The following is a 24,457-nucleotide window of genomic DNA, read 5'->3' on the forward strand; positions in this document are numbered from 1 at the left end:
TAGCGTCCTGGGGCGATGCCACATCGCAATTCGACTGGCAGCGTGCCCCGCCTGAAGTCGGCTTCCCGAGTCGACTTCCGCTCACCGGACCTCGAGGACGGTCAGCACCTGTGGCGGATGGCTACGAAATCTCGGGTACTCGACGTCAATGCCTCCTACGCCTACCTGCTGTGGGCGCGCGACTTCGCGCAGACGTCGCTCATCGCGACCGTCGATGACGATCCAGGAGGATTCGTCACCGGCTATCTCCGGCCGGACGAGCCGGAGACCCTGATGATCTGGCAGGTCGCCGTCGACGAGCAGCACCGCGGCCAGGGCCTGGCCCGCCGCATGCTCGACGAGCTCGTCGACCGTCTCACCGTCGACCAGGGCGTACGCCACCTGGAGACGACCATCACCGCGGACAACAGCGCCTCCATCGCCCTGTTCACCTCGTTCGCGAACGCACGCGGCGCACCGATCGAGCGCACCCCGCTCTTCGAAGCCGCGATGTTCCCCGACGGGCACGACGCGGAGCTGTTGTTCCGTATCGGCCCGTTCCCACCCGCACGACCCGATCACGGAGGTGCCATGTCCATGACTACGACCACCGAACCCGCCACTGCCGAGACTCCCCGGACCGATGGCGACACCGCGATCTTCGACTCCCTCGAGTCGCAGGTCCGCAGCTACTGCCGCAGCTGGCCCGCTGTGATGACCCACTCCCAGGGCTCCACGGTCACCAGCGAGGACGGGACCGAGTACCTGGACTTCTTCGCCGGAGCCGGCGCGCTCAACTACGGGCACAACAACCCCGCGCTGCTGGATCCGCTGCTCGACTACCTGCGCGAGGGTCGCATCCTGCACTCGCTGGACATGCACACCAGCGCGAAGCGGGACTTCCTGCAGGCCTTCTCGGACCTGATCCTCGAGCCGCGCAACCTCGACTACAAGGTGATGTTCCCCGGTCCGACCGGGACCAACTCCGTCGAGGCCGCTCTCAAGCTGGCCCGCAAGGTGACCGGACGCCAGCACGTGCTGTCCTTCACCAACGCGTTCCACGGGATGACGCTCGGCTCGCTGGCCGTGACCGGCAACTCGATGAAGCGCAAGGGCGCAGGGATCCCGCTGACCAACAGCTCGAAGATCCCGTACGACGACTACTTCAACGGTGCCGTCGACGACTTCATGTGGCTGGAGCGGGTGCTCCAGGACAGCGGCTCCGGCGTCGACAAGCCGGCCGCGATCATCGTGGAGTCCGTCCAGGGCGAGGGCGGCCTCAACGCCGCCCGGCTGGAGTGGCTCAAGGCGCTCTCGGACCTGTGCCGCGAGTACGACATCATCCTGATCGTCGACGACGTGCAGGCCGGCTGCGGGCGTACCGGCACCTTCTTCAGCTTCGAGGAGGCCGGGTTCTCCCCCGACATCGTCTGCCTGTCGAAGTCGATCTCCGGCTTCGGCCTGCCGATGGCGCTGACCCTGATCCGGCCTGACCTGGACCAGTTCGAGCCCGGCGAGCACAACGGCACCTTCCGCGGTCACAACATCGCCTTCGTCACCGGTCGGGCCGCGTTGGAGACGTACTGGGCCGATGACTCCTTCCAGAAGGACGTCCAGGCGAAGGCCGGCGAGCTGCGTGAGGGGCTGACGAAGATCGCCGAGCGGTACGAGGGTGCGACGGTCCGCGGTCGCGGCCTCCTGACCGGCATCGCCTTCCCGGACGTCAGCGCGGCCGGGAAGATCGCGACAGCGGCGTACGAGCGGGGTCTGCTCGTCGAGACCTCTGGCCCCGAGGACGAGGTGCTCAAGACGATGCCGCCGCTGACCATCACCTCCGAAGAGCTCGCCCGCGGTCTCGCCATCGTCGAGGAGGCCACCGCGTCCGTCCTCGGCGACGGTGTCCCGGCCTGACCTCCCCCGACAGCTGAAACGAGAGAACATGCGCGTCACCTATCTGGAAGACCTCGACGGCACGGACCGAGACGTACACGTCGAGTCCGAGCACGGCAACTGGCGCAGCCGCCGGATCGTGCTGGCCCGCGAGGGCGTCGGCTTCTCCTTCCACGAGACCAACATCCCCGCCGGGACGACGAACGAGTTCTGGTACGCCAACCACATCGAGTGCGTCTACTGCGTCGGCGGCGAGGGCGAGCTCCTCGACCGCGAGACCGGAGAGACGTACGAGATCCGCGACGGGATGTGCTACCTGCTCGACAAGCACGACAAGCACACCGTCACCGCGAAGACCGACCTGCGTCTGATCTGCACCTTCAACCCGCCGGTCACCGGCCGCGAGGTGCACGACGAGAACGGCGTCTACCCGCTCCTGACCGAGGAGGTAACTGCATGACCACTGCGATCGAACACGTCGAGGACGTGTACCCCACCCGTCTCGAAGAGGGCTTCTCCACGCTCCCCCGCCAGGACCAGGTCGTCTGGGGCACCGTCGCCGACGGGCCGATGGACCAGCAGACGCTCGACTCCTACGACGAGCGCGGCTACCTGACCGTCCCCGATCTCGTCACTCCCGAGGAGGTCGCGGAGCTGCGTGCCGAGCTGCACCGGCTCAGCAACGACCCCGAGACCCGGGCCGACGAGCGCACCATCATCGAACCCGCCTCGCAGGAGGTGCGCTCGATCTTCGAGGTGCACAGGACCAGCGACATCATCGCCCGGCTGGCGGCCGACCCGCGTGTGGTCGGCCGGGCCCGGCAGGTCCTGGGCTCGGACGTCTACATCCACCAGAGCCGGATCAACTTCAAACCCGGCTTCGGTGGCGGTGACTTCTACTGGCACTCCGACTTCGAGACCTGGCACGCCGAGGACGGTCTGCCCCGGATGCGGACCGTCAGCATCTCGATCTCGCTGACCGACAACCACTCGTTCAACGGGCCGCTGATGATCATGCCCGGCACGCACCGGACGTACGTCTCGTGCGGTGGCGCCACTCCTGAGGACAACTACAAGTCCTCGCTGGTGATGCAGGGTGCGGGCACCCCGGACCAGGAGACCATCACGAAAATGGCGGACTCCTACGGGATCGACGTGCTCGCCGGAGCTGCCGGCAGCGCGGTCATGTTCGACTGCAACTGCATGCACGGCTCCAACGGCAACATCACGCCCTACCCGCGCTCGAACGTCTTCCTGGTGTTCAACAGCGTGGAGAACACCGCGGTCGAGCCGTTCTCGGCCCCGAGGCCGCGGCCCACGTTCATCGGGGCGCGCGACTTCACCCCGGTGGGCTGACCGCTCCGCCGCCCGGCCGCCGGCCCCTTCGGGGTCGGCGGCCTTTGGCGTCGTCGTGCCCGTGCTGGTGCGGCGTACGTCTGCCTGATCTTTGCCTACCCCTAGTCTGTGCGCATGACACGCATCCGCGCCTTCTCGGGCGCCAAGACCGGCGCGGCACTGCTCGTGATGCCGCTGGGCCTGTTCCTGGGCCTGTCCCTGACGGCCTGCGGCGGCTCGAGCAAGGACTACGTGCAGGAGAAGACGGTCGAGCGGATCGCGACCGAGCAGCTCACCAACGCCATCGGCGTCACCCCCGAGGGCCTCGACTGCCCGGGCGACCTCGAGGGCAAGGTCGGCACCGAGATGACCTGCGTCCTCACCTCCGAGGGCGAGAAGTACGACGCGATCATCACCGTCGACGACGTCGACGGTGGCCGGGTCCACTTCCAGATCGACGTGCCGCCCAACGCCACGGAGTGAGCCCACAGAGTCCTCTGAGCAGATAGCCTGTTGAGTCGTGTCCCCTCATGCGAGGCCCTTCTTCGAACATGTCGCGCGCGTGTGCGACGGAACTCCCTACAAGGCGACCGAGACGGCGCGCGGTTTCGACGTGGAGCTCGACCTGGCCGACGAACGCTGGCACTCCACGCTGCTGGCCACCAAGCTGCACTGGGTCTTCACCTACCACGTCTCGATGCCGACCCGGAGCTCGTACGCGATCATCGAGGACACCCGCAGCCTCGTCTGGTTCGGCGATGTGCCGCACACGCAGAAGACCGGCGTACGCCGCATCGAGGCCGATGACGAGCAGACCGACCAGGGCGTGTGGACCGTGCACGACCCCGAGGCGGTCCCCGACACGGACCAGTACCGTTTCGACGCCGAGGAGGGGCGCACGCTGATCACCAGCGTCGCCCGGCTCTACGCGCTGCAGCAGCGCGGCGCCCGGCACGAGGGGGCGGGCTTCTCCGTCGCGGTCGGCCTGGTCGTGACGCTCTCGGTGATCGCGACCCTCATCGGCGTAGCGGTGATTCTCAACCTGCTGGGGACGTTCGGCGCGCCTTCGTAAACACCTCGCAAACACTTTGTGTGATGCTGGCCCGCATGGATCCGATCGGCGAGGCGAAACGGCAGTGGATCGCGCACGGCTGGGCCGATGCCGCTGACGGGATGGCGCTGGTGACCTCGCTCGTGCGCGTCCACCAGCTCGTCATGGAGCGCGTCGACGCCGCGCTGCGCCCCCACGACCTCTCCTTCGCCCGCTACGAGGTGCTCCGCCTCCTCTCCTTCACCCAGGACGGCCAGCTCCCGATGGCCAAGCTCGGCTCCCGTCTCCAGGTCCACCCCGCCTCGGTGACCAGCGCCGTCGCTCGCCTGGAGAAGCAGGGCTTCGTACGCCGCAGCCGCTCCGCCGACGACGGGCGCGTGGTCCTCGCCGCCATCTCCGACGCCGGGCGGGAGGCGGTTGAGGCCGCCACGATCTCGCTCAACAGCGAGGTCTTCGAGAAGCCCGGGATCGATGACGTACACGACCTGACCGCGCTGCTCACACAGCTCCGCGCGGCGTCGGGGGACATGGTCGGCTGAGACGCCGACGTCGCGTACTGGCAAGTACGCCAGGGACGACCTATGCTGGAATTACTTGGACGTCCAACTATTTCCTGGGAGCACCGCCCATGTCTGACCTCCACATCCCCCAGAACCACGTACGGATCGTGACCGCGAGCAGCCTCTTCGACGGTCACGACGCGGCGATCAACATCATGCGCCGGATCTTCCAGGCACAGGGATGCGAGGTGATCCACCTCGGCCACAACCGCTCGGTGACCGAGATCGCCGACGCCGCCGTCCAGGAGGACGCCCACTGCGTCGCGGTCTCCTCCTACCAGGGTGGGCACGTGGAGTTCTTCGAGTATCTGGTGTGCGCCCTCAAGGAACGCGGCGCCGGCCACGTCAAGGTCGTGGGCGGCGGCGGCGGCGTGATCGTTCCCTACGAGATCGAGCGACTCGCCAACTCCGGCGTCAAGATCTTCTCCCCCGAGGACGGCCAGCGGCTGGGACTCCCGGGGATGATCAACACGGTCGTGCGTGACATCGACCGCGACCTGTGGCCCACCTTCCCGATCACCCCCAACGGCGTGATCGCCGGCTACGGGCTCTCCATCGGACGCGCGATCACGGGCGCCGAGCAGGGCCGGCTCCCCGAGGACTTCCTGACGCGACTGGGCGAGGCCGACCAGGCCGTCGTGCTCGGTGTCACCGGCACCGGCGGCTCCGGCAAGTCCTCGCTCACCGACGAGCTGGTCCGGCGGTTGCGGGTCGACCAGGAGGACAAGATCCGCATCGGCGTACTCGCCATCGACCCGACCCGGCGACGCGGCGGCGGTGCGCTGCTGGGCGACCGGATCCGGATGAACTCGCTGGCCGCCATCACCGACGGCGGCTCGACGACGTACTACCGCTCCCTGGCCACGCGCGGCGGGCACGAGGTGCCCGAGCACTTCGCCGACGTGCTCTCGGTGATGAAGGCCGCCGTCGATCTCGTCATCGTCGAGACGCCCGGCATCGGCCAGGGCGACACCGGGATCAGCGACTTCGTCGACGTCTCGCTCTACGTGATGACGCCCGAGTTCGGCGCCGCGTCGCAGCTGGAGAAGATCGACATGCTCGACTTCGCCGACGTCGTGGCGATCAACAAGTTCGAGCGCCGCGGGGCCGAGGACGCGCTTCGCGACGTGTCCCGCCAGCTCGTCCGCAACCGGGAGGCGTTCACCTCCTCCCCCGACGACATGCCCGTCTTCGGCACCTCCGCCGCCGCCTTCGACGACGACGGCGTCACCGCGCTCTACCAGCACCTGCGCGGGCTCCTCGCCGAGGCGGGGCTCGCGGTCAGCGAGGGCGTCCTTCCCCGGATCGCGACTCGCCACTCGACGGGCCTTCACCCGATCATTCCCGAGCGGCGGGTCCGCTACCTCGCGGACATCGCGGGCGACGTACGCGACTACCACGCCCGCACCGTCGAGCTCGTCGCCGCGGCGCGGAAGGCGCAGGCCTACGAGATCGTGGCCGAGGATCACCCCGAGCTCGAGGCCCCTGCCAGCGAGATCCCCGACGACCTGCGCAAGCAGCTCTCCTCGTGGGAGGAGACCCGGGAGACGTACGCTGCCGACGAGAGCGGCCGCACGTCTCTGGCCGGCAACTACATCCCGCGGGTGGCGACCCCTCGCTACACCGACCGTGGCGAGCTGACCCGGTTCCTGCGCAACGAGAACCTGCCCGGGTTCTTCCCGTTCACCGCGGGCGTCTTCCCCTACAAGCGGGCCAACGAGGACCCGGCGCGGATGTTCGCCGGCGAGGGCGACCCGTTCCGCACCAACCGCCGCTTCAAGCTGCTCTCCGAGGGCCAGCCGGCGACGCGGCTCTCGACCGCGTTCGACTCGGTGACGCTCTACGGCCGCGACCCCGACGTACGCCCCGACATCTACGGCAAGGTCGGCACCTCCGGCGTCTCGGTGGCCACGCTGGACGACATGAAGGCGCTCTACGACGGCTTCGATCTGCTGGCCCCGACGACCTCGGTGTCGATGACGATCAACGGGCCGGCGCCGACGATCCTGGCGTTCTTCCTCAACACCGTGATCGACCAGGCGCGCGAGCGCGGGATCGACCCGGCGAAGGCGCTGCAGACGGTGCGCGGCACGGTGCAGGCCGACATCCTCAAGGAGGATCAGGGCCAGAACACCTGCCTGTTCTCCACGGAGTTCTCGCTGCGCTGCATGGCCGACATCCAGGAGTGGTTCATCGAGAACGGGGTGCGCAACTTCTACTCGGTCTCGATCTCCGGCTACCACATCGCCGAGGCCGGGGCGAACCCCATCTCCCAGCTCGCCTTCACGCTCGCCAACGGCTTCACCTACGTGGAGTCCTACCTGGCCCGCGGCATGGACATCGACGACTTCGCGCCCAACCTGTCCTTCTTCTTCTCCAACGGGATGGACCCGGAGTACTCGGTCATCGGCCGCGTCGCCCGACGGATCTGGGCGATCGCGATGCGGGACCGCTACGGCGCTTCGGAGCGCGCGCAGAAGCTGAAGTACCACATCCAGACCTCGGGCCGGTCCCTGCACGCGCAGGAGATGGACTTCAACGACATCCGCACCACGCTGCAGGCGCTGATCGCGATCTACGACAACGCCCAGTCGCTGCACACCAACGCCTTCGACGAGGCCGTGACGACCCCGTCCGAGGAGTCGGTGCGGCGCGCGCTGGCGATCCAGCTGATCATCAACCGCGAGTGGGGCCTGGCGTTCAACGAGAACCCGCTCCAGGGCTCCTTCATCATCGACGAGCTCACCGACCTCGTCGAGGAGGCCGTACTGAAGGAGTTCGACCGGATCTCCGAGCGCGGCGGCGTGCTCGGCGCGATGGAGACCGGCTACCAGCGCGGCAAGATCCAGGACGAGTCGATGCTCTACGAGCACCGCAAGCACGACGGCACCCTGCCGATCGTCGGCGTCAACACGTTCGTACGTGACACCAATGGCGCCCCCGCCGGCCCCGTCGAGCTCGCCCGTGCGACCGAGACCGAGAAGAAGTCCCAGCTCGACCGCGTCCACGCCTTCCAGGCCTCCCACTCGGCCGAGGCGGAAGCCGCGATCGTACGCCTCAAGCAGGCCGCCACCTCCGACGAGAACGTCTTCGCGGCGCTCATGGACGCGGCTCGCGTCTGCTCGCTGGGCCAGGTCACCGAGGCGTTCTTCGAGGTCGGGGGCCAGTACCGACGCAACGTGTGAGGGGGCCGGCTGTTCACCGAGGTACCTCGGTGAACAGCCACATCCCTCGTGGAGTTCCACGAAGGAAGCGAGCGTTGAGTGAGTTACCTCGGTGAGCATCCAGCCCCGCACGACGACCTGGGCACCCAGTACGACGGGCCGCAGCCGGCGACGCGGGTGGTGTCGCTGGTCCCGTCGCTGACCGAGGCGCTCGTCTCGGTCGCGGCGGACCGGGTCGTCGGGGCGACGGACTGGTGCACGCATCCGGCGGACCTGGACGTGCCCCGCGTACGCGGCACCAAGAACCCCGATCTGGCCGCGATCTCCGCGCTGGCGCCGGACGTGGTGGTGGCCAACAAGGAGGAGAACCGGGAACTGGACGTACGCCGACTGCGGAAGCGGGGCATCCGGGTCTGGGTCACCGACATCGAGACGGTCCCCCAGGCGGTCGCGTCCATGGAGAACCTCCTCGACGGTCTCGGCTGGGGCCGCCCCGACTGGCTCGTCGAGGCCCGCCGGCTCTGGTGCGGGCCGCTCCCCCGGGTCACTCGCCGGGTCGTCGTGCCGATCTGGCGCGACCCGTGGATGGTGGTCGGCTCACGGACGTTCACCGGGGACCTGCTGCGGCGGCTGGGCTGGGAGAACGTCTTCGGCGAACACGCGGACCGCTATCCGCACGTCGACCTGGCTGAGATCGACGGCGCCGGGGCCGACGTCGCGCTGCTGCCCGACGAGCCGTACGTCTTCACCGCCGAGGACGGCCCGGAGGCCTTCGCGCGGACGCCGACGGAGCTGGTCAGCGGCCGGTTGATCACCTGGTACGGGCCGAGTCTGGTCGAGGCACATCGGTGGGCAGCCGGCTGATCGCCGGCACCTGAGCCAGGCCGTTGACGACGACCGAGAAGACCAGCAGGGCGAGCGCCCATCCCGGCTGACCGGCGTCCAGGAGCGCCAGCGAGGCGAGGCCGAAGACGATCACCTTCACGACCGGCCGGATCACCGGTCCGCTGCGAGTGGCCTTGGGCGAGGCGAACAGTGCCCAGACGACCGCGGCCACCACCGGCAGGAGCCAGACCAGCAGCCACCGCGGATCGTGCTGCCAGCCCCACACCCCGAAGGCCGCCATCGCCAACAGCTCGTCGACGAACACCAGAGTCAGCACGAACCAGCCAAAGACGGTCACGGCGACATCGTAGGGTCGGCCCACGCGTACGGCGCCTGAATATCGTCGGCGAGGCTCACCTGCTCCATCGCTCGGTCTGAGTGAGCCGGAACAGCAGGACCAGCGGAGGTCCGACCACGACCCCCGCGATCGCGACGGCCACCAGCAGCGCCCTCAGGGTCGCGTCGGCGCCGCCCGCATCGGCGAGAAGAACCTCGTCGACCAAGAGCCACGGGTACTGGCCGACACCCCAGCCGGAGATCACGGTGGCCACCGCGATCAGGGCGGGTAGCCGAGCGATCGCGAAGCGGCTCTTCCAGAGCAGCCACAAGGTGGTGACGCCGGCCAGGAACGAGCAGACGATCAGCGGCGCGGCCTGGGTCTCCAATCCCTCGGCCAGTGTCGGCGCATCCATCTGGATCGGGATCAGCGCGATGAAGACGATCAGTCCGGTGGCCAGACCCACCCCGAGGGTCCGGATCCGGAGGGTCGACGCAAGAGCGGGCTTCCCGGCACGTACGGCATCAGCGCAGAGGAACACACCCGCAAGGAAGGCACAGGTGCCAACGGCGATGATTCCCCCGAAGACCGAGGTGGGGTTCACCCAGGACGACCATCGATCCCCGTATCCCTCAGCGGGCACCCTGCCGGAGGCGATCGCACCCGCGACGGTCCCCAGGAAGAACGGCGTGATGATCGAAGAGACCGCGAAGACGGCACCGAAGGTACGGGCCTGCGACAGCGTCGCGGAGTACTTCCGGAACGCGAACGAAGCACCACGGAGCACGATCCCCAGCAGAGCCAGCAGCAACGGCACGATCAGCGTCGTCATCACCGCCGCGAACGACTCCGGGAACGCGGTCCACCACACCACCAGGCAGTAGATCAGCCAGACATGGTTGACCTCCCACACCGGGCCGATGCTGTGGTCGACCAGCGTTCGAAGCTCCGCTCCCCGCCGCGCCCCACCGGCCGTGAGGTCGAAGAAGCCCGAGCCGAAGTCGGCTCCGCCGAAGAGCGCGTACGCCAGGACCCCGACGAAGAGCGCCGCCGCGACCGCCACCTCCAGGCTCATGGCCGGCTGTCCGCAGAGATCGCGGCCGGGCCGTACGGGCTCGGCAGGTCTTCGCCGCCCTGGCGCCATCGCCGCGCCATCGAGCGGAGCACCAGCACGGCGCCGATCGTCAGGAGCGTGTAGACGACCACCATCGTGCCGAAGACCCACCACAGGCCGGGGTTGTCCCCGGCCGCGTCCACGGTGCGCATGACGTCGTAGACGACCCACGGCTGGCGGCCGACCTCGGTAGCGACCCAACCGGCCTCGAGCGCGACGACGGCAAGCGGTCCGGCGGCGACCGCGAACCAGCAGAACCAGCGGTTCTCCAGCAGGTCGCGGCCACGCCAGCGAAGCAGCCAGTAGACGACGGCGGCCAGCATCATCAGGCTCCCGATGCCGATCATCGTCTGGAACGCGAGATGGGTGATGTTGACCGGCGGGACGTCGGAGGCAGGGAAGGTGTCGAGTCCGCGCACCGGCAGGTCGAAGCTTCCGCGAGCGATGAAGGACCCCCAGTTGGGAATCTCGATGAAGTAGCGCGGCTCGCCGTCGATCATCAGCCCGCCCAGGCGCAGCGGCGCCGGTTGCTCGGTGGTGTCGGCGAGCTCGAAGGCAGCCAGCTTCGCCGGCTGCGTCTCGCCGAGCCGGATGCCGAGGACGTGACCGACGACAGGCTGGAGAACGGCCGCGACCGAGGCGAAGGCGAACGGCACCGTGAAGCCGAGCCGGTGATGGCGGTCGCGCCGGCCGCGGAGGACGCCGGCGGCGTAGACCGCGGCGACCACGAAACCCGCCACCATGAAAGCCGCCAGCCACATGTGCAGGAACTGCAGCAGTGCGCCCTCGTTGAACATCGCCTTCCAGGGCTCGACGTCGACCACGTCTCCGCGGGCGTTGATGCGGAAGCCGGTGGGCATGTTCATCCAGGCGTTGACGGAGATCACGCAGAAGGTGCCGAAGATCCCGGCCGCCGCCATCGGCACCAGACAGAGCAGATGCAGGCGGGGCGACATCCGTCCCCAGCCGTACAGATACAGGCCAAGGAAGATCGCTTCGGTGAAGAACGAGAGCCCCTCGAACGCGAAAGGCAGCCCGAGGACGTCGCCGAACTTGCCCATCAGTCCTGGCCAGAGCAGCCCCATCTCGAAGCTGAGCACCGTGCCCGAGACCGCGCCGATCGCGAAGAGCACCGCGGAGACCTTCGCCCACCGTTTCGCCAGCACGAGCGCCACCTCGTTGCCGCGAAGGCCGAGGAGGTGGACGACGAAGATCATGCTCGGGAAGGCGACGCCGAAACAGGCCAGGATGATGTGCCATCCGAGCGAGAAGGCCATCTGCTGACGCGCCGGTAGGAGCCCCGCGGGCTCCTCGGTGGCGAACGCAAGCGCTTCGGCGATCACGGTTCGACCCTACGCACACCGCGGGCCGACTTGCCACCCGCAGCGCGGCAGCCAGGTCTGATGACTGGGCGGACGCTCAGCCGCGCGAGGTCAGAACGGCCAGGTCACGCACGGCATAGCGGTGGTGCTCGGCCTCTTCGGCGAGCACGACCTTGAGGCAGCGGCGTACCTCGTAGTCGGCGTCGGGGTCGTTGCCGACCGGCGCCCGGGCGCAGAGCCGGTCGAGCTCGTCGGCGGTGAGCGCGTCGACATAGCGGCGGATCGTGGCCATCCGGGCCAGCCGTGGCTCCAGCACCTCCTCCAGGCTCGCCACCACATCCAGGGTCAGCCCGACCTCGGCGGGAGCGTCCATCGGCCCGTAACCGAGCGGATGGTAGGGCGACTCCTCCTCCAGCACGGGGTTTCCGAACCACTTGTCGCTGGCGTAGAGCAGATGACGCAGCGTCTCTACGAACGACCACTCGTCATCGACCCGCTCGTGGAGCATCTTCTCCGGCAAGTCCCGAGCCCGCTCGACCGTCGCTGCCCACGTCGCCTCGATCGCATCCCAGGCAGCACGGATCTCATCCGCGGTCTGCGCCTCACGGGCCAACACCCGGTTGGGCTCCGCGCGATCGAGCTCGGCCTCGACGTACGCCGTCACGTCGACGTCGTTGACCACGACCCGGCCGAAGTCGCCACCCAGGTAGACGTCCTTGCCGAAGGCGTCGACGATCTTCAGCCGACTCTCGAACCAGCAGTCACGAATCTCCAGACCACTGACATCGCTCTGCCGGATCAGTGCATCGCGGAACTGGTCGGTCTCGGCGTACTCGGTCCCGCTCTGGCTGGTCATCGCCTCAGTCTCGTCCCGGGCCGCGACCCGGTCAACGCACTTATGGCTCAGCGGAAAGCGGGCTTCTCCTTGGCCAGGAACGCGCGTACGCCCTCCTTGAAGTCCGCACCCGTGTAGACCTCGCGCAGCAGGTCCTCATCGCCCTCCGGCGAGGCCTCCGCCCTGGCGGCGTACGCGGCGAGCTGGCTCTTGGTGGCCCGGACCGTGACGCCGGAGAGCGGCAGGATGCCCTCGACCAGCGCGTCGACCTCGTTGGCCAGCGAGTCGGTGACGGCGGTCAGCGCGCCGGTGGCATAGGCGCGGTCCGCGCCGACCAGCCGCGCCGCGAGCAGCATCTCGCGTACGACCGGTTCGCCGAAGACGGCGGCGGCGCGATAGACGATGGAGGCCGCGAGCGCGTTGCCGAGCGTCTTCGCGATCGGGTAGCCGAAGCGCGAGTGCGGCGTCGCGACGCGCAGGTCGCAGTGGGTCGCGACCGCGAGCCCGCCACCGACACAGACGCCGTCGACCGCGGCGATGGTGACCTGCGGGAGCGCGAACAGCTTCTCGAGCAGCGAGCGGATCCAGTCCTCGTAGTCCACCGCGTCGCGGGAGAGGAAGTCGGAGATCTCGTTGCCGGCGGCGAACGCCCGACCGCCGGTGCCGGTCAGCACCAGCACCTTCACCGACTCATCGCTCGCCAGCTCGTCGCACAGCTCGTGCAGCGCGCCGTACATCTCCGCAGTGAAGGCGTTGTGCTTCTGCGGCCGGTTGAAGGTCACCTGTACGACGCCCGGGCGCCGCTCCACTACCAAGTCCTCGCTCACGAGAACCGAGCGTAGGGCACCGCTAGCCCTCGACGAGCCAGCGTCCGAGCAGCGTCCCGTCGTGCTCGATGAGGGACCCCAACGACACCGGTACGTCGGTGGGCGGCCCGGTCACGATCCGCCGGCCGTCGCCGGCGAGGAGCTTGGGCGTGATCGTGTGGCAGAGCTCGTCGACCAAGCCGGCCTCGAGCAGCGAGCCGAGAAGGGTCGGGCCTCCCTCGCAGAGCACGTGCCGCATGCCCTCCTCGTGCAGCCGGTCGAGGACCGCCGACAGGTCGACCTCGGAGGTGCCGGTGACATAGACGTTCTCCGCGCCGATCTCGTCGCGCGCGGCGTCCAGGCCGGGCGCGTCGGCGACCGTGGCGAGCCGCACCGCGCCGGGCTCGCAGCCGCGGAGATCGTCGGGGACCCGCCCGCGGCGGGAGACGACGACGATCGGCGCCCCCTTGGCTTTGTAGGTCTCCGCGATGGCGGTCCCGGCGCCGACCAGAACGGCGTCGGCGAGGTCGCGCAGGACGTGGAAGACGTCGACGTCGACGGCGTTGTTGACCGTGCCGGAGCGTCCGTCGGAGCCGGTGGCCGCACCGTCCAGGGAGCTGACCATGTTGGCACGCAGCCACGGCAGGCGGGGCGGCGTGTAGATGGCGCGCAGGCCTTCGGGGGTCGTCGGGTCGCCGTCACCGTGCAGGAGCCTCACCCCGCAAACCTAACCGCTCAGGGCACCCCGCTATCTTCATCGCATGAGTTGGTTGGTTACCGGAGGCGCGGGCTACATCGGATCGCACGTCGTGCAGGCACTGCTCGACGCGGGCATGGAGCCGGTCGTCATCGACGACCTGTCTTCGGGGTTCGCGAAGTTCGTGCCCGACAACGTCACGTTCGTCGAGGCGACGCTGCTGGACAAGTCCGCGATCGAGCAGGCGATCTCCAACCACGGCGTCGAGGGAGTCATCCACCTCGCCGGCTTCAAGTACGCAGGCGTCTCGGTGCAGCGGCCGCTGCACACGTACGCACAGAACGTCACCGGCACCGCCAACCTCCTCGAGGCGATGACGGCCACAGGTGTCGACGCGCTGGTCTTCTCCTCCTCCGCCGCGACCTTCGGCACCCCCGACGTCGACCTGGTCACCGAGACCACGCCGACCAACCCGGAGAGCCCCTACGGCGAGTCGAAGCTGATCGGCGAGTGGCTGATCGCCGACGTGGCGCGCTCCGAGGGGCTCGCGCACACCAGCCTGCGCTACTTCAACGTCGTGGGATCCGGCAGCAAGGATCTCTACGACACCAGCCCCCACAACCTCTTCCCGCTCGTCTTCGACGCGCTGGCCAAGGGCAAGACACCGCAGATCAACGGCGACGACTACCCGACCCCCGACGGCACCTGCGTACGCGACTACGTGCACGTCGCCGACCTCGCCCACTCCCACGTAGTCGCCGCCAAGCGGCTCGCCGAGGGCAAGGACCTCGAGCCGGTCTACAACCTCGGCTCGGGCGACGGCTCCTCCGTACGCGAGATCATGGACGCCATCCGCGAGGTCACCGGCATCGACTTCGAGCCGATCATCAAGCCGCGTCGTCCCGGCGACCCCGCCCGCATCGTCGCCACCGGCGAGCTCGCCCGGCGCGACCTCGACTGGGAGATGCGCCACGACCTGCGCTCCATGGTCGCCACCGCCTGGGAGGCCCGCCAGGCCGCAGGCGCCGACTACCCCAGCTGACGCCTTGGCGAAATTGAAGACGGCCCGCTCTTTCGAGCGGGCCGTCTTCGGTTGAGAGCCTGGGTCAGGCCTTCTTGGCGGCGGTCTTCTTGGCCGGGGCCTTCTTGGCGGGCGCCGGCTTCTCGGCCGGAGCGGCCTCAGCCTTCGGCGCCTCAGCCTTGGGAGCCTCAGCCTTGGGAGCCTCGGCCGGGGCCTCAGCGGTCTCGGCCTTCTTGAACTTCGCGACGAAGGTCTCACCGCGGGTGGCGAGCTTGTCGTAGGTGCCGGTGGCGGAGCCGGCGGTCTCGTCGAGCTTGGCCTTGACGGTGGTCTTGACCTTCTCGGGGAGCACGGCGTACTGCTCCTTGGCCAGGGCCGGGAGGGACTTCGGGTCGAAGCCGGTCACGGTGGACTTGGCAGCGGTCGCCTTCTCGGTCGCCTGGGTCCGGTACTCGGTGGCCTTCTCGGTCGCCTTGGAGCGGGCGTCGGTCAGCTTGGTGGTCGCCTCGGAACGGTAGCCGTCGACGCGCTTCTGCAGGTCGGTTGCGAGGTCCTTGACGGTCTCGTAGGCGAGGTCGGCGACGCCGGCGACGGCGTTGAGGGGCTTGGTGGTCTCAATCTTGGGCAGAGTGGGCATCTGGGTTCTCCTCGTGATGGGGTTCAGCGGTTTCATCGGCGGCCGGCGCATCGTCGGTGACACGACTGTTGAGAGCAAGGAACGAGTGATAGACGTCGAGCAGCGAGTGCTTCTGCCGCTCGGTCAGGCTCGGGTCGGCGAGCACGGCGAGCTCCACGGACCCCCCGACGTTGGAGTCGGGGCTGAGGATCCCGGCACGGACATAGACCTGCTCCGCCGAGATACGCAGCGCCTTGGCGATCTGCTGGAGGACCTCAGCCGATGGCTTGCGCAGACCGCGCTCGATCTGGCTGAGGTAGGGGTTGGACACACCTGCTTGGTCGGCGAGCTGACGCAGAGACATCTCAGCCGAGATCCTCTGTTCCTTCAGATACTCGCCGAGCGTGCCAACCGCACTCGTGACCTTGCTCTTGACCATGACTCCAGTGTGCTAACAATTGCTAGCAAACACAAGTCCTGGGCAACCGAAGTGACACACATCACCCACTAGTTGCTTCGTCAACCGGCGAAAACGCGCTGATTCGGGGCTTCCCGGGGTCGCTAGCAGTCCGCTAGCAGTTCACAGAAGCGCGCGGATCTCCCCCACCCGGCGCCCGCCGCCGAAGATCGGCGCGTCGCCGGTCGCGCGCAGGGCGTCGGCGTCGATCCCGTCCAGGTCACCGACGCCGTCCCGCAGCAGCGCGGCGGCCATCACCGCCGCCCGCGCCCGGTCACCGCCGTCGTCGGCCTTCAGCGCCCACGCGCGACCGTCGGGGAGCGCGACGGCGTAGACCGCCTCGGCGCCCAGCTTGCCGATCAGCCCAGGTACGGCCCGGTGCAGCGCGACCTCGTCGCGCGTCGTGCCCGAGACGAACTCGGGGTGGGACCGGATCGCCTCGGCGACCCGCGCGGCCGGACCATCGACCGCAGAGCCGATCGTCGAGAACGCCCGCGCCAGCCCGGTCAGCGACGTGGACAGGGCGGGCGCCCCGCAGCCGTCGACGGTGACGTACGCAGCCTCGCCGGTGCACGCCTCGAGTACCTCCTGGATCCCCTCCTGGAGCGGGTGCTTCGGGTCCAGGTAGTCCTCCAGCGGCCAGCCGGCGGCGACGCAGGTGGCGAGCATCGCGGCGTGCTTGCCGGAGCAGTTCATCGCGAGCCGGGTCTTCGGCTCGCCGTGACGGAGCGCCTCCTCCCGCGCCTCGACACCGAACGGGTAGTCCTCGATGTTGCCCAGGGCCGACTCGTCCAGGCCGACGGTGGCGAGGATGCGGCGTACGCCTTCCTGGTGGAACGCCTCGCCGGAGTGGGAGGCGCAGGCGAGGGCGAGCAGGTCGGGCGGCAGGTCGAGGCCGAGGATCACCATCGCGAGGGCCTGGACCGGCTTGTTCGAGGAGCGAGGCAGGATCGGCGAGTCGACGTCACCGAGCGACCAGCTCACGGTGCCGTCGGCCGCCAGGGAGACGGCGGAACCGTAGTGGTGTCCCTCGACGAAGTCGGAGCGGATGATCTCGGCGAACGGCACAGGTGCTGGCATGGGGGCGAGACTATGTGAGAGTTGCCCCGTGTTCGCCGACCTCCTCACCCAAGACGCGCTCAGCGTGCTCGTGGTCAGCTTCGGCATCGGCATCGTCGTCGGGCTGACCGGCATGGGCGGTGGCGCCCTGATGACGCCGGCGCTGATCTTCCTCGGGGTGCCCCCGACGACCGCGGTCGCCAACGATCTCGTCGCCGCCTCGGTCAACAAGTCGGTCGGGGCCGCGGTGCACTGGCGCCACGGTTCGCCCAACATCCGGCTGGCGACGTACCTGATCATCGGGTCGGTGCCGTTCGCGTTCCTGGGCACTTTCGTCCACAAGCTGGCGCCGGGCGACACCGATCACTTCCTCAAGCTCATCCTCGGCGGGGCCCTGCTGTTCGCGGCGGCGTCCTACATGTTCCGGATGTACCTGCAGCTGCGCCTGGTCACCGGCGGCAACGAGGCCCCCGAGGAAGACCCCCGCCTGAAGCCGCTGCTCACCATCGTCATCGGCGCGCTCGGCGGCCTCCTGGTCGGCATCACCTCGGTCGGCTCCGGTTCGGTCATCATGATCGCGCTGCTGCTGGTCTACCCGACGCTCTCCGCGGTCAAGCTGGTCGGCACCGACCTGCTCCAGGCGGTGCCGCTCGTCATGGCCGCCGCGATCGGCCAGGTGATCAACCACGGCGTCGACTGGGCGGTGCTGATCCCGCTCATCCTCGGCGGCACCCCCGGCACCTTCCTCGGCTCCCGGATGGCGCGTTGGGTGTCCCAGTCGGTCATCCGGCGCGGCATCGTCATCATGCTGACGCTCTCGGGCGCCAAGATGCTCGGCGCCGACGCCACCTTCCTGCTGCTCCTCGGCGGCGCGATGCTGCTCCTCGGCCCGCTCCTGTGGGGCTTCATCCGCCAGTCGCGCGGCCTGGAAGCCTTCGACAACAACGCCGCCGCCTGGCGGCTGCCCGAGCGTTCGGACAAATAGCCTCAACGCCGAGTCGGCTCGACCTGCCGGCCTCAGGCCTTCAGGTAGCGGCGCAGGGCGTCGAGGTGGTCCTCGGGCTCGAAGCCGGTGGCAGTGAGCTTGTCGAGGGACATCACCGAGTTGAGCGGTCGCGGTGCGACGCCCTCCTTGCCCGCGAAGTAGGCCTCGGTCGAGGTGGCGCCCACATCGGCGCGGTCACGCCCCGAGAGCGAGAACACCTCGGCGGCGACGTCCCGCCACGAGCAGGGGTCACCGGCGTTGGTGCAGTTGTAGACCCCGTACGCAGCCTCGGACCGCAGCAGGTGAGCGGTGGCCGCGGCGAGGGTGTCGGTGAAGGTGAGCCGGCCGATCTGGTCGTCGACCACGGTGGGCGAGACGCCCTTCTCGGCGAGAGCCGCCATGGTGCGTACGAAGTTCTTGCCGTCTCCGACGACCCAGGAGGTGCGCAGGATGTAGTGACGGGCGGTGCCTGCGACCGCGATGTCGCCGGCGGCCTTGGACTGGGCGTAGACGCCGAGGGGCGAGACCGGCTCGTCCTCGGTGTGCTCGGTGGCGGTGCCGTCGAAGACGTACTCGGTGGAGTAGTGGACCAGGGTCAGCCGGTGCTCGGTCGCGGCCCGGGCGAGGAGCGCCGGGGCGGTCGCGTTGGCGGCCCACGCGGTGCGGCGGCCGTCGGCGGTCTCGGCGACGTCGACGGCGGTGTAGGCGGCGGCGTTGAGGATGAGCTGGTAGTCGGGCCACGGCCAGGCCGCGACCGCCTTCTCGTCGGAGATGTCCAGCTCGTCGAGGTCGACCGCGTCCGCATCCGGGAAGACCGACACGAGGGCACGGCCGAGCTGGCCGTTGGCGCCGATGATCAGCGTCTTCTTCGGCTTCATCGGGGTGATCTCGGCCAGGCGCGGGTTGGCCCTGTCCTTCTCGGAGATCTCGGCGGAGTCCAGCGGGATCGGCCAGGCGATCGCGGCGGTCTCGTCGGCGAGGTTGAGCGCCGGGTAGGCGAACCCGGGACGCCAGTGGTCGTTGACCAGGTAGGAGTAGACCGTGCGGTCCTCCAGCGCCTGGTAGGAGTTGCCCACCCCGCGCGGCACGAAGACCGCGGTCTCCGGACCGAGCTCGATGGAGAAGGTCGTCCCGAACGACGGCCCCTCGCGCATGTCGACCCACGCGGCGAAGACCCGCCCGCACGCGACCGAGACGAACTTGTCCCACGGCTCGGTGTGGATGCCCCGGGTCGCGCCAAGAGAGGCGTTGAAGGACATGTTGTTCTGCACCGGCCCGAAGTCGGGGAGCCCCAGCTCCACCATCTTCTGGCGCTGCCAGTTCTCCTTGAACCAGCCGCGGGCGTCACCGTGCACGGGCAGGTGGGCAACCAGCAGACCCGGGATCGGGGTCTGATCGATGGTCAGATCCGGCACGAGATCACTGCCCCTTCGAGGCGTACTTGGCTTCGGTCTCGTGCTTCAGCGGCGACCACCAGGCCTCGTTCTCCTGGTACCACGAGATCGTCGCGGCCAGGCCCTTGTCGAAGTCCTGGTACTTCGGCTCCCAGCCGAGCTCGTTGCGCAGCTTGCCGGACTCGATGGCGTAGCGGCGGTCGTGGCCGGCGCGGTCGGTGACCCACTCGATGTCGTCCTCGGGACGCCCGAAATGACGCAGGATCGCGCGGACGACGTCGACGTTGGACTTCTCGCCGTCGGCACCGATCAGGTAGGTCTCCCCGATCCGGCCCTCCTCCAGGATCGTCCAGACCGCCGAGGAGTGGTCGTCGGTGTGGATCCAGTCGCGCACGTTGAGCCCGTCGCCGTAGACGCGCGGCCGACGCCCCTCGATCACCTCGGTGATCTGGCGCGGGATGAACTTCTCGACGTGCTGCCAGGGGCCGTAGTTGTTGGAGCAGTTGGAGATCGTCGCGCGTACGCCGAAGGAGCGCACCCAGGCGCGGACGAGGTGGTCGGAGCCAGCCTTGGAGGCCGAGTAGGGCGAGGACGGCTGGTAGGGGGTGTCTTCGGTGAACCGCTTCGGGTCATCGAGGTCCAGATCGCCGTAGACCTCATCGGTGGAGACGTGGTGGAAACGTACGTCGTGCTTGCGGACCGCCTCGAGGAGCACGAAGGTGCCGACGATGTTGGTCTGGACGAACGGAGCCGGGTCGGAGAGCGAGTTGTCGTTGTGCGACTCGGCCGCGTAGTGCACCACGGCGTCCGACTCGGCCACCAGCGGCTCGACCACCGCGGCGTCCGCGATGTCGCCGACCACGAGCTTCACCCGGTCCTCCGGGAGCCCCGCCAGCGATGCCTCCGAGGAGGCATAGGTCAGCTTGTCGAGCACCGTCACGTACGCATCGGTGTTGGCCACGAGGTGGTGCACGAAGTTGGAGCCGATGAACCCGGCACCGCCTGTCACAAGAATCCGTCTCACCGGGTCATCGTAGGCAGAATTAACCACCCGGTGGTCGCCTCGCCCCGGTGGGTTCCCTAGAACGTGGGGTGAACATCCGTAGGATCAACTGATCATGAAGGGCATCATCCTCGCCGGAGGCACCGGCTCACGTCTGCACCCGATCACCCTCGCGATCAGCAAGCAGCTGATGCCGATCTACGACAAGCCGATGATCTACTACCCGCTGACCACGCTGATGCTGGCCGGGATCCGGGACATCCTGGTGATCACGACGCCCCACGAGGCCTCCGGCTTCCACCGGCTCCTGGGTGACGGCAGCCATCTCGGCGTCAACATCAGCTACGCCGAGCAGCCCTCCCCCGACGGCCTCGCCCAGGCGTTCACGATCGGTGCCGACGTCGGCTTCCTCGATGAGTCCGAGGACGGTGTCGGCCTCGTCCTGGGCGACAACATCTTCTACGGCCCCGGCCTGGGCACCCAGCTCGCCCGCTTCAAGACGATCACCGGCGGGGCCGTCTTCGGCTACCGCGTCGCCGACCCGCGCGCCTACGGCGTCGTCGAGTTCGACGAGAATCGCAAGGCCATCTCCTTGGAGGAGAAGCCCGAGAAGCCGAAGAGCCCGTACGCCGTCCCTGGCCTCTACTTCTACGACAGCTCGGTCATCGGGCACGCCCGCAACCTGAAGCCGTCCGCGCGCGGCGAGCTCGAGATCACCGACCTCAACCGGATCTACCTCGAGGCCGGCACCCTCTCGGTCGAGGTGCTGCCGCGCGGCACCGCCTGGCTCGACACCGGCACCCTCGAGGACCTCAACGAGGCGGCCAACTTCATCCGCGCCATCGAGCACCGCCAGGGCACCAAGATCGGCGCTCCCGAAGAGGTCGCCTGGCGCCAGGGCTGGCTCTCCGACGAGGAGCTCTCCGAGCTCGCCCAGCCGCTGCTGAAGAGCGGCTACGGGAAGTACCTGCTCGGCCTGCTGGCCTGAATCAGGCCTCGGCCGTGATCTTCTGCTCGGCGCGGCCGAAGTCGTCTTCCAGGCGGACGATGTCGTCCTCGCCGGTGTAGCCACCGCGCTGGACCTCGATGATCGAGAGCGGCTCGTCGGTCTCGTTGCAGATCCGGTGGGCCTGGCCGACGGCGACGTCGACGGACTCACCCGGACCGGCGATGGTGGTCACGCCGTCGATGATGCAGGTCGCCTTGCCGTAGATGACCACCCAGTGCTCGGAGCGGTGGGTGTGGGTCTGGTAGGAGAGGCGGCTGTTGGGCAGCACCTCGATCCGCTTGACCTTGTAGCCCGGACCGATGTCGATGACGTGCCACGAACCCCAGGGGCGGGTCTCGGAGTCACCAGCCATGATGTTGCCTCATTCCTAGACACTGAACAGAAGACGCGACCATAACTGTACGCATCCGCGCACGGTTCATTGCGAACCGATATTCACCGGTCCGTTACCCGCAGGTCGCCCACGGGAGCAGATTTCTCCGCCGGAGGGCCTCAGTCGCGCCCGTAGATGTCGCGCGTGTAGACCTTGTCGGCGACATCGGCGAGCACGTCGGTGCGCCGGTTGGCGATGATCACGTCGGCCCGCTGCTTGAACTCGTCGAGGTCCTTGATGATCTCGGAGTGGAAGAACTCCGGCTCGTCGAGCTCGGGCTCGTAGATGACCACCTCGACACCCTTGGCCTTGATCCGCTTCATCACGCCCTGGATCGAGGACTCGCGGAAGTTGTCCGAGCCGGACTTCATGATCAGCCGGTAGACGCCGACCACCTTCGGCTCGCGCCGCAGGATGTCGGTGGCGACGAAGTCCTTGCGGGTGGTGTTGGCCTCGACGATCGCCGAGATGAGGTTCTGCGGGACGTCCTGGTAGTTGGCCTGCAGCTGCCTGGTGTCCTTGGGCAGGCAGTAGCCGCCGTAGCCGAAGCTCGGGTTGTTGTAGTGCGACCCGATCCGGGGGTCCAGGCCGACGCCCTCGATGATCTGGGTCGTGTTGAGGCCGTGGGTGGCGGCGTACGTGTCCAGCTCGTTGAAGTAGGCGACCCGCAGCGCCAGGTAGGTGTTGGCGAACAGCTTGATCGCCTCGGCCTCGGTGGCACCGGTCATCAGCACCGGTACGTCCGGCTCGAGCGAGCCCTCGAGCAGCAGCTCGGCGAAGCCCTTCGCGGCCGGGGAGTCGTCGCCGACGACGATGCGGGAGGGGTGCAGGTTGTCGTGGAGCGCCTTGCCCTCGCGGAGGAACTCGGGGCTGAAGAAGAGCGTCGTCTCCGGGTGCTGCTCACGCTTGGCCGCGATGTAGCCGACCGGGATGGTCGACTTCACCACGATCGCCGCCTCGGGCGCGTAGCTGACCGCGTCTGCGATCACGCCGTCGACGCTGGAGGTGTCGAAGTAGTTCGAGGCCTCGTCGTAGTTCGTCGGGGTGGCGACGATGACGTACGCGGCGTCTGCGTAGGCGTCCTCCTTGTCGAGGGTCGCGCGCAGGTTGAGCTCCTTGGTGGCCAGGAAGCTGGTGATCTCGGCGTCCTCGATCGGGGTCCTGGCCGCGTTGACCAGGTCGACCCGCTCCTGGGAGATGTCCAGCACGACGACCTCGTGCTTCTGGGCGAGCAGGACGGCGAGCGACATCCCGACGTAGCCCACGCCGACAACGGTGATCTTCATGTTCGGCACTGTAAGCAGCGGTTCGAGACCGGTCACAGCGTATAAACCAGCGATGTTCCCGTACGGGAACATCGCGTAGAGTGTTCATCGTGTCGTCGCCCTACCTGACCTCACCGGCCGCCTTCGGGTCGGCCGTGCGCTCGGCCCGGCGCCGTGCCGGCCTCACCCAGGGCGAGCTGGCACACCGGGCCGGCGTGGGCAGGCGGTTCGTGGTCGACGTCGAGTCCGGCCACCCGCGCGCCGAGCTGGGCAAGGCCCTCGCGCTGCTGGAGGTCCTCGACGTCTATCTCGCCCCCACGCAGCTCTCCCCGATCGCCCCGCCCCTGGAGGACGTCGACCTCGACGCCGTCCTGGCCCGCTGCCTGAGCGGCCCCTGATGCGAGAGCTGTACGCCTTCGCCGGCCGTCGCTGGATGGGCACCTTCCGCCAGGCCGGCGACCGGATCGACTTCACCTACGCCGAGACCGCCGGCCCGACACCGATCTCGCTCTCCCTCCCCCGCACCGGCCCCGCCCTGATCCCGGGAGCCGCCCGCGCCTGGCTGGACAACCTGCTCCCGGCCCGCGAGGACGTACGCCGCAGATGGGCGCGCGAGCGAGGCCTGCCCGACACCGAGCCGATGACGCTGCTCGCCTCCTACGGCGACGACCTCCCCGGCGCGGTCTCGCTCTCGGCGGACCCCGACCTGCCGTGGCGCCGCGCGCCGCATCCCGTCGAGGCGCCGCTGCCCGAGATCACGACCCGGCTCGCGGCGCTGCGCAACCAGCCCACCTCGTGGCTCGACCAGCGGGCCCGGCCCCGGTTCTCCCTCGGTGGCCACCAGGGGAAGTTCGCGCTGCGGCGGGCCTCGGGGAAGTGGTTCTGGCCGACGTACGAGCATCCCTCGACGCACATCCTGCGGCCGACGACCCCCGAGGAGGCCGCCGCGACGATCGCGGAGCTGGGCCGGGCCCGCTCCGGCGGGATCGCCGCCACCCGCACCGAGCTGGTCACCTTCGGTGCGCAGGCGGCGCTCGTCGCGGAGCGCTGGGACCGTCTCGGCGGCCGGCGCATCCACGCCGAGACGATCCGGCAGGCACTGGGTCTTCGGCCGGGCGAGGACATCGACCCCGACGGCGTACGCGACCTGTTCCTGCGGCTGGATCTGACGCAGCCACCGGACGATGAGGTCGACCAGATCGCCTTCCTGCTGGCAGGCGACCGGGTCGCCGTGGCACCGCGGCGCTGACGCCTCCCGCGGCCCGCATCTCACCGTGCGAGTGGCACTTCCGGACCAGGGCCGGCTCGTGCGTACACTCGGATTCCTGCCCACGCGGGGATGGGACATTTCGCCGTGCCG

General features: G+C 68.7%; 26 protein-coding genes. 13 read left to right on the plus strand and 13 right to left on the minus strand.

The annotated features are described in order from the left end of the window. The first annotated feature begins 42 nt into the window (after window positions 1-42). The 8 genes from ectB (at window position 43) to ABTW65_RS13960 (ending at window position 8,843) form a co-directional block, all read left to right on the plus strand. Window positions 43-1,890: a diaminobutyrate--2-oxoglutarate transaminase gene (ectB, locus tag ABTW65_RS13925; protein WP_350660931.1), complete on the plus strand. Its 1,848-nt coding sequence runs from the start codon at window positions 43-45 to the stop codon at window positions 1,888-1,890. A gap of 28 nt (window positions 1,891-1,918) precedes the next feature. Beyond that, window positions 1,919-2,329: an ectoine synthase gene (locus ABTW65_RS13930; protein WP_350660933.1), complete on the plus strand. Its 411-nt coding sequence runs from the start codon at window positions 1,919-1,921 to the stop codon at window positions 2,327-2,329. Next, window positions 2,326-3,225 carry an ectoine hydroxylase gene (thpD, locus tag ABTW65_RS13935; RefSeq protein ID WP_350660935.1) on the plus strand — a complete coding sequence of 300 codons (900 nt, stop codon included), beginning with the start codon at window positions 2,326-2,328 and terminating at the stop codon, window positions 3,223-3,225. The genes ABTW65_RS13930 and thpD overlap by 4 nt, the downstream gene beginning before the upstream one ends. Before the next feature lie 114 nt (window positions 3,226-3,339). Next, window positions 3,340-3,687 carry a DUF4333 domain-containing protein gene (locus ABTW65_RS13940; RefSeq protein WP_350660937.1) on the plus strand — a complete coding sequence of 116 codons (348 nt, stop codon included), beginning with the start codon at window positions 3,340-3,342 and terminating at the stop codon, window positions 3,685-3,687. A 37-nt stretch (window positions 3,688-3,724) separates the two neighbouring features. Continuing rightward, complete coding sequence (locus ABTW65_RS13945) at window positions 3,725-4,276, plus strand: hypothetical protein (protein WP_350660940.1); 552 nt, start codon at window positions 3,725-3,727, stop codon at window positions 4,274-4,276. A 35-nt stretch (window positions 4,277-4,311) separates the two neighbouring features. Next, window positions 4,312-4,794 carry a MarR family winged helix-turn-helix transcriptional regulator gene (locus ABTW65_RS13950; protein ID WP_350660942.1) on the plus strand — a complete coding sequence of 161 codons (483 nt, stop codon included), beginning with the start codon at window positions 4,312-4,314 and terminating at the stop codon, window positions 4,792-4,794. Between the two features lie 89 nt (window positions 4,795-4,883). Continuing rightward, complete coding sequence (gene icmF, locus ABTW65_RS13955) at window positions 4,884-8,000, plus strand: fused isobutyryl-CoA mutase/GTPase IcmF (protein ID WP_350660944.1); 3,117 nt, start codon at window positions 4,884-4,886, stop codon at window positions 7,998-8,000. Window positions 8,001-8,078: 78 nt separating this feature from the next. Beyond that, the gene (locus ABTW65_RS13960; RefSeq protein ID WP_350660946.1) at window positions 8,079-8,843 is read left to right on the plus strand and encodes a helical backbone metal receptor; all 765 of its coding nucleotides are present in this window, start codon (window positions 8,079-8,081) and stop codon (window positions 8,841-8,843) included. Here ABTW65_RS13960 and ABTW65_RS13965 read toward each other — a convergent pair. The 6 genes from ABTW65_RS13965 to ABTW65_RS13990 form a co-directional block, all read right to left on the minus strand. Beyond that, a complete protein-coding gene (locus ABTW65_RS13965; RefSeq protein ID WP_350660948.1) occupies window positions 8,791-9,162 on the minus strand; it encodes a YrdB family protein in 372 nt (123 codons plus the stop codon). The genes ABTW65_RS13960 and ABTW65_RS13965 overlap by 53 nt on opposite strands. Window positions 9,163-9,217: 55 nt before the next feature. After that, a complete protein-coding gene (locus ABTW65_RS13970; RefSeq protein WP_350660950.1) occupies window positions 9,218-10,216 on the minus strand; it encodes a cytochrome d ubiquinol oxidase subunit II in 999 nt (332 codons plus the stop codon). Next, the gene (locus tag ABTW65_RS13975; RefSeq protein ID WP_350660952.1) at window positions 10,213-11,598 is read right to left on the minus strand and encodes a cytochrome ubiquinol oxidase subunit I; all 1,386 of its coding nucleotides are present in this window, start codon (window positions 11,596-11,598) and stop codon (window positions 10,213-10,215) included. Before ABTW65_RS13975 ends, ABTW65_RS13970 begins: the two co-directional genes overlap by 4 nt. 76 nt (window positions 11,599-11,674) lie before the next feature. Continuing rightward, window positions 11,675-12,433: a DinB family protein gene (locus ABTW65_RS13980; protein ID WP_350660954.1), complete on the minus strand. Its 759-nt coding sequence runs from the start codon at window positions 12,431-12,433 to the stop codon at window positions 11,675-11,677. Between the two features lie 47 nt (window positions 12,434-12,480). Next, window positions 12,481-13,239 carry an enoyl-CoA hydratase-related protein gene (locus ABTW65_RS13985; protein ID WP_350660956.1) on the minus strand — a complete coding sequence of 253 codons (759 nt, stop codon included), beginning with the start codon at window positions 13,237-13,239 and terminating at the stop codon, window positions 12,481-12,483. Window positions 13,240-13,261: 22 nt separating this feature from the next. After that, window positions 13,262-13,936: a dihydrofolate reductase family protein gene (locus ABTW65_RS13990; RefSeq protein WP_350660958.1), complete on the minus strand. Its 675-nt coding sequence runs from the start codon at window positions 13,934-13,936 to the stop codon at window positions 13,262-13,264. 43 nt (window positions 13,937-13,979) lie between these two features. Here ABTW65_RS13990 and galE point away from each other — a divergent pair, with 43 nt between their 5' ends. After that, window positions 13,980-14,957 (plus strand): UDP-glucose 4-epimerase GalE, encoded by a 978-nt coding sequence (galE, locus tag ABTW65_RS13995; protein ID WP_350660960.1) that lies wholly within the window; start codon window positions 13,980-13,982, stop codon window positions 14,955-14,957. 64 nt (window positions 14,958-15,021) lie between these two features. On the opposite strand, the gene ABTW65_RS14000 is transcribed toward galE, so the two are convergent. From ABTW65_RS14000 to ABTW65_RS14010, 3 genes are all read right to left on the minus strand, one after another. Further along, complete coding sequence (locus ABTW65_RS14000; RefSeq protein ID WP_350660962.1) at window positions 15,022-15,573, minus strand: hypothetical protein; 552 nt, start codon at window positions 15,571-15,573, stop codon at window positions 15,022-15,024. Then, window positions 15,551-15,991: a helix-turn-helix domain-containing protein gene (locus ABTW65_RS14005; RefSeq protein WP_350660964.1), complete on the minus strand. Its 441-nt coding sequence runs from the start codon at window positions 15,989-15,991 to the stop codon at window positions 15,551-15,553. Before ABTW65_RS14005 ends, ABTW65_RS14000 begins: the two co-directional genes overlap by 23 nt. A 141-nt stretch (window positions 15,992-16,132) precedes the next feature. Further along, entirely contained in the window at window positions 16,133-17,089 is a 957-nt protein-coding gene (locus ABTW65_RS14010; RefSeq protein ID WP_350660967.1) for an asparaginase, read from the minus strand. A gap of 28 nt (window positions 17,090-17,117) precedes the next feature. Here ABTW65_RS14010 and ABTW65_RS14015 point away from each other — a divergent pair, with 28 nt between their 5' ends. Further along, entirely contained in the window at window positions 17,118-18,053 is a 936-nt protein-coding gene (locus ABTW65_RS14015) for a sulfite exporter TauE/SafE family protein (RefSeq protein WP_350660969.1), read from the plus strand. 32 nt (window positions 18,054-18,085) lie between these two features. Here ABTW65_RS14015 and ABTW65_RS14020 read toward each other — a convergent pair whose 3' ends face one another. Both ABTW65_RS14020 and rfbB read right to left on the minus strand, forming a co-directional pair. Next, complete coding sequence (locus ABTW65_RS14020; protein WP_350660971.1) at window positions 18,086-19,468, minus strand: sugar nucleotide-binding protein; 1,383 nt, start codon at window positions 19,466-19,468, stop codon at window positions 18,086-18,088. A 4-nt stretch (window positions 19,469-19,472) separates the two neighbouring features. Continuing rightward, window positions 19,473-20,471: a dTDP-glucose 4,6-dehydratase gene (gene rfbB, locus ABTW65_RS14025; RefSeq protein ID WP_350660973.1), complete on the minus strand. Its 999-nt coding sequence runs from the start codon at window positions 20,469-20,471 to the stop codon at window positions 19,473-19,475. A 94-nt stretch (window positions 20,472-20,565) separates the two neighbouring features. Here rfbB and rfbA point away from each other — a divergent pair, with 94 nt between their 5' ends. After that, entirely contained in the window at window positions 20,566-21,438 is an 873-nt protein-coding gene (gene rfbA / locus ABTW65_RS14030) for a glucose-1-phosphate thymidylyltransferase RfbA (protein WP_141801304.1), read from the plus strand. A gap of 1 nt (window position 21,439) precedes the next feature. On the opposite strand, the gene ABTW65_RS14035 is transcribed toward rfbA, so the two are convergent. Both ABTW65_RS14035 and ABTW65_RS14040 read right to left on the minus strand, forming a co-directional pair. Then, window positions 21,440-21,811 carry a phosphomannose isomerase type II C-terminal cupin domain gene (locus ABTW65_RS14035; protein WP_091045897.1) on the minus strand — a complete coding sequence of 124 codons (372 nt, stop codon included), beginning with the start codon at window positions 21,809-21,811 and terminating at the stop codon, window positions 21,440-21,442. Window positions 21,812-21,951: 140 nt separating this feature from the next. Continuing rightward, window positions 21,952-23,118: a nucleotide sugar dehydrogenase gene (locus tag ABTW65_RS14040; protein WP_350660976.1), complete on the minus strand. Its 1,167-nt coding sequence runs from the start codon at window positions 23,116-23,118 to the stop codon at window positions 21,952-21,954. 89 nt (window positions 23,119-23,207) lie between these two features. On the opposite strand from ABTW65_RS14040, the gene ABTW65_RS14045 reads away from it, so the two are divergent. Together ABTW65_RS14045 and ABTW65_RS14050 are read left to right on the plus strand one after the other, a co-directional pair. Further along, window positions 23,208-23,495: a helix-turn-helix transcriptional regulator gene (locus ABTW65_RS14045; RefSeq protein WP_350660978.1), complete on the plus strand. Its 288-nt coding sequence runs from the start codon at window positions 23,208-23,210 to the stop codon at window positions 23,493-23,495. Next, entirely contained in the window at window positions 23,495-24,346 is an 852-nt protein-coding gene (locus ABTW65_RS14050) for a HipA N-terminal domain-containing protein (protein ID WP_350660980.1), read from the plus strand. Before ABTW65_RS14045 ends, ABTW65_RS14050 begins: the two co-directional genes overlap by 1 nt. Window positions 24,347-24,457: the final 111 nt, after the last annotated feature.

It is taken from the genome of Nocardioides sp. NPDC127503, from assembly GCF_040302165.1.
Taxonomy (GTDB): domain Bacteria; phylum Actinomycetota; class Actinomycetes; order Propionibacteriales; family Nocardioidaceae; genus Nocardioides.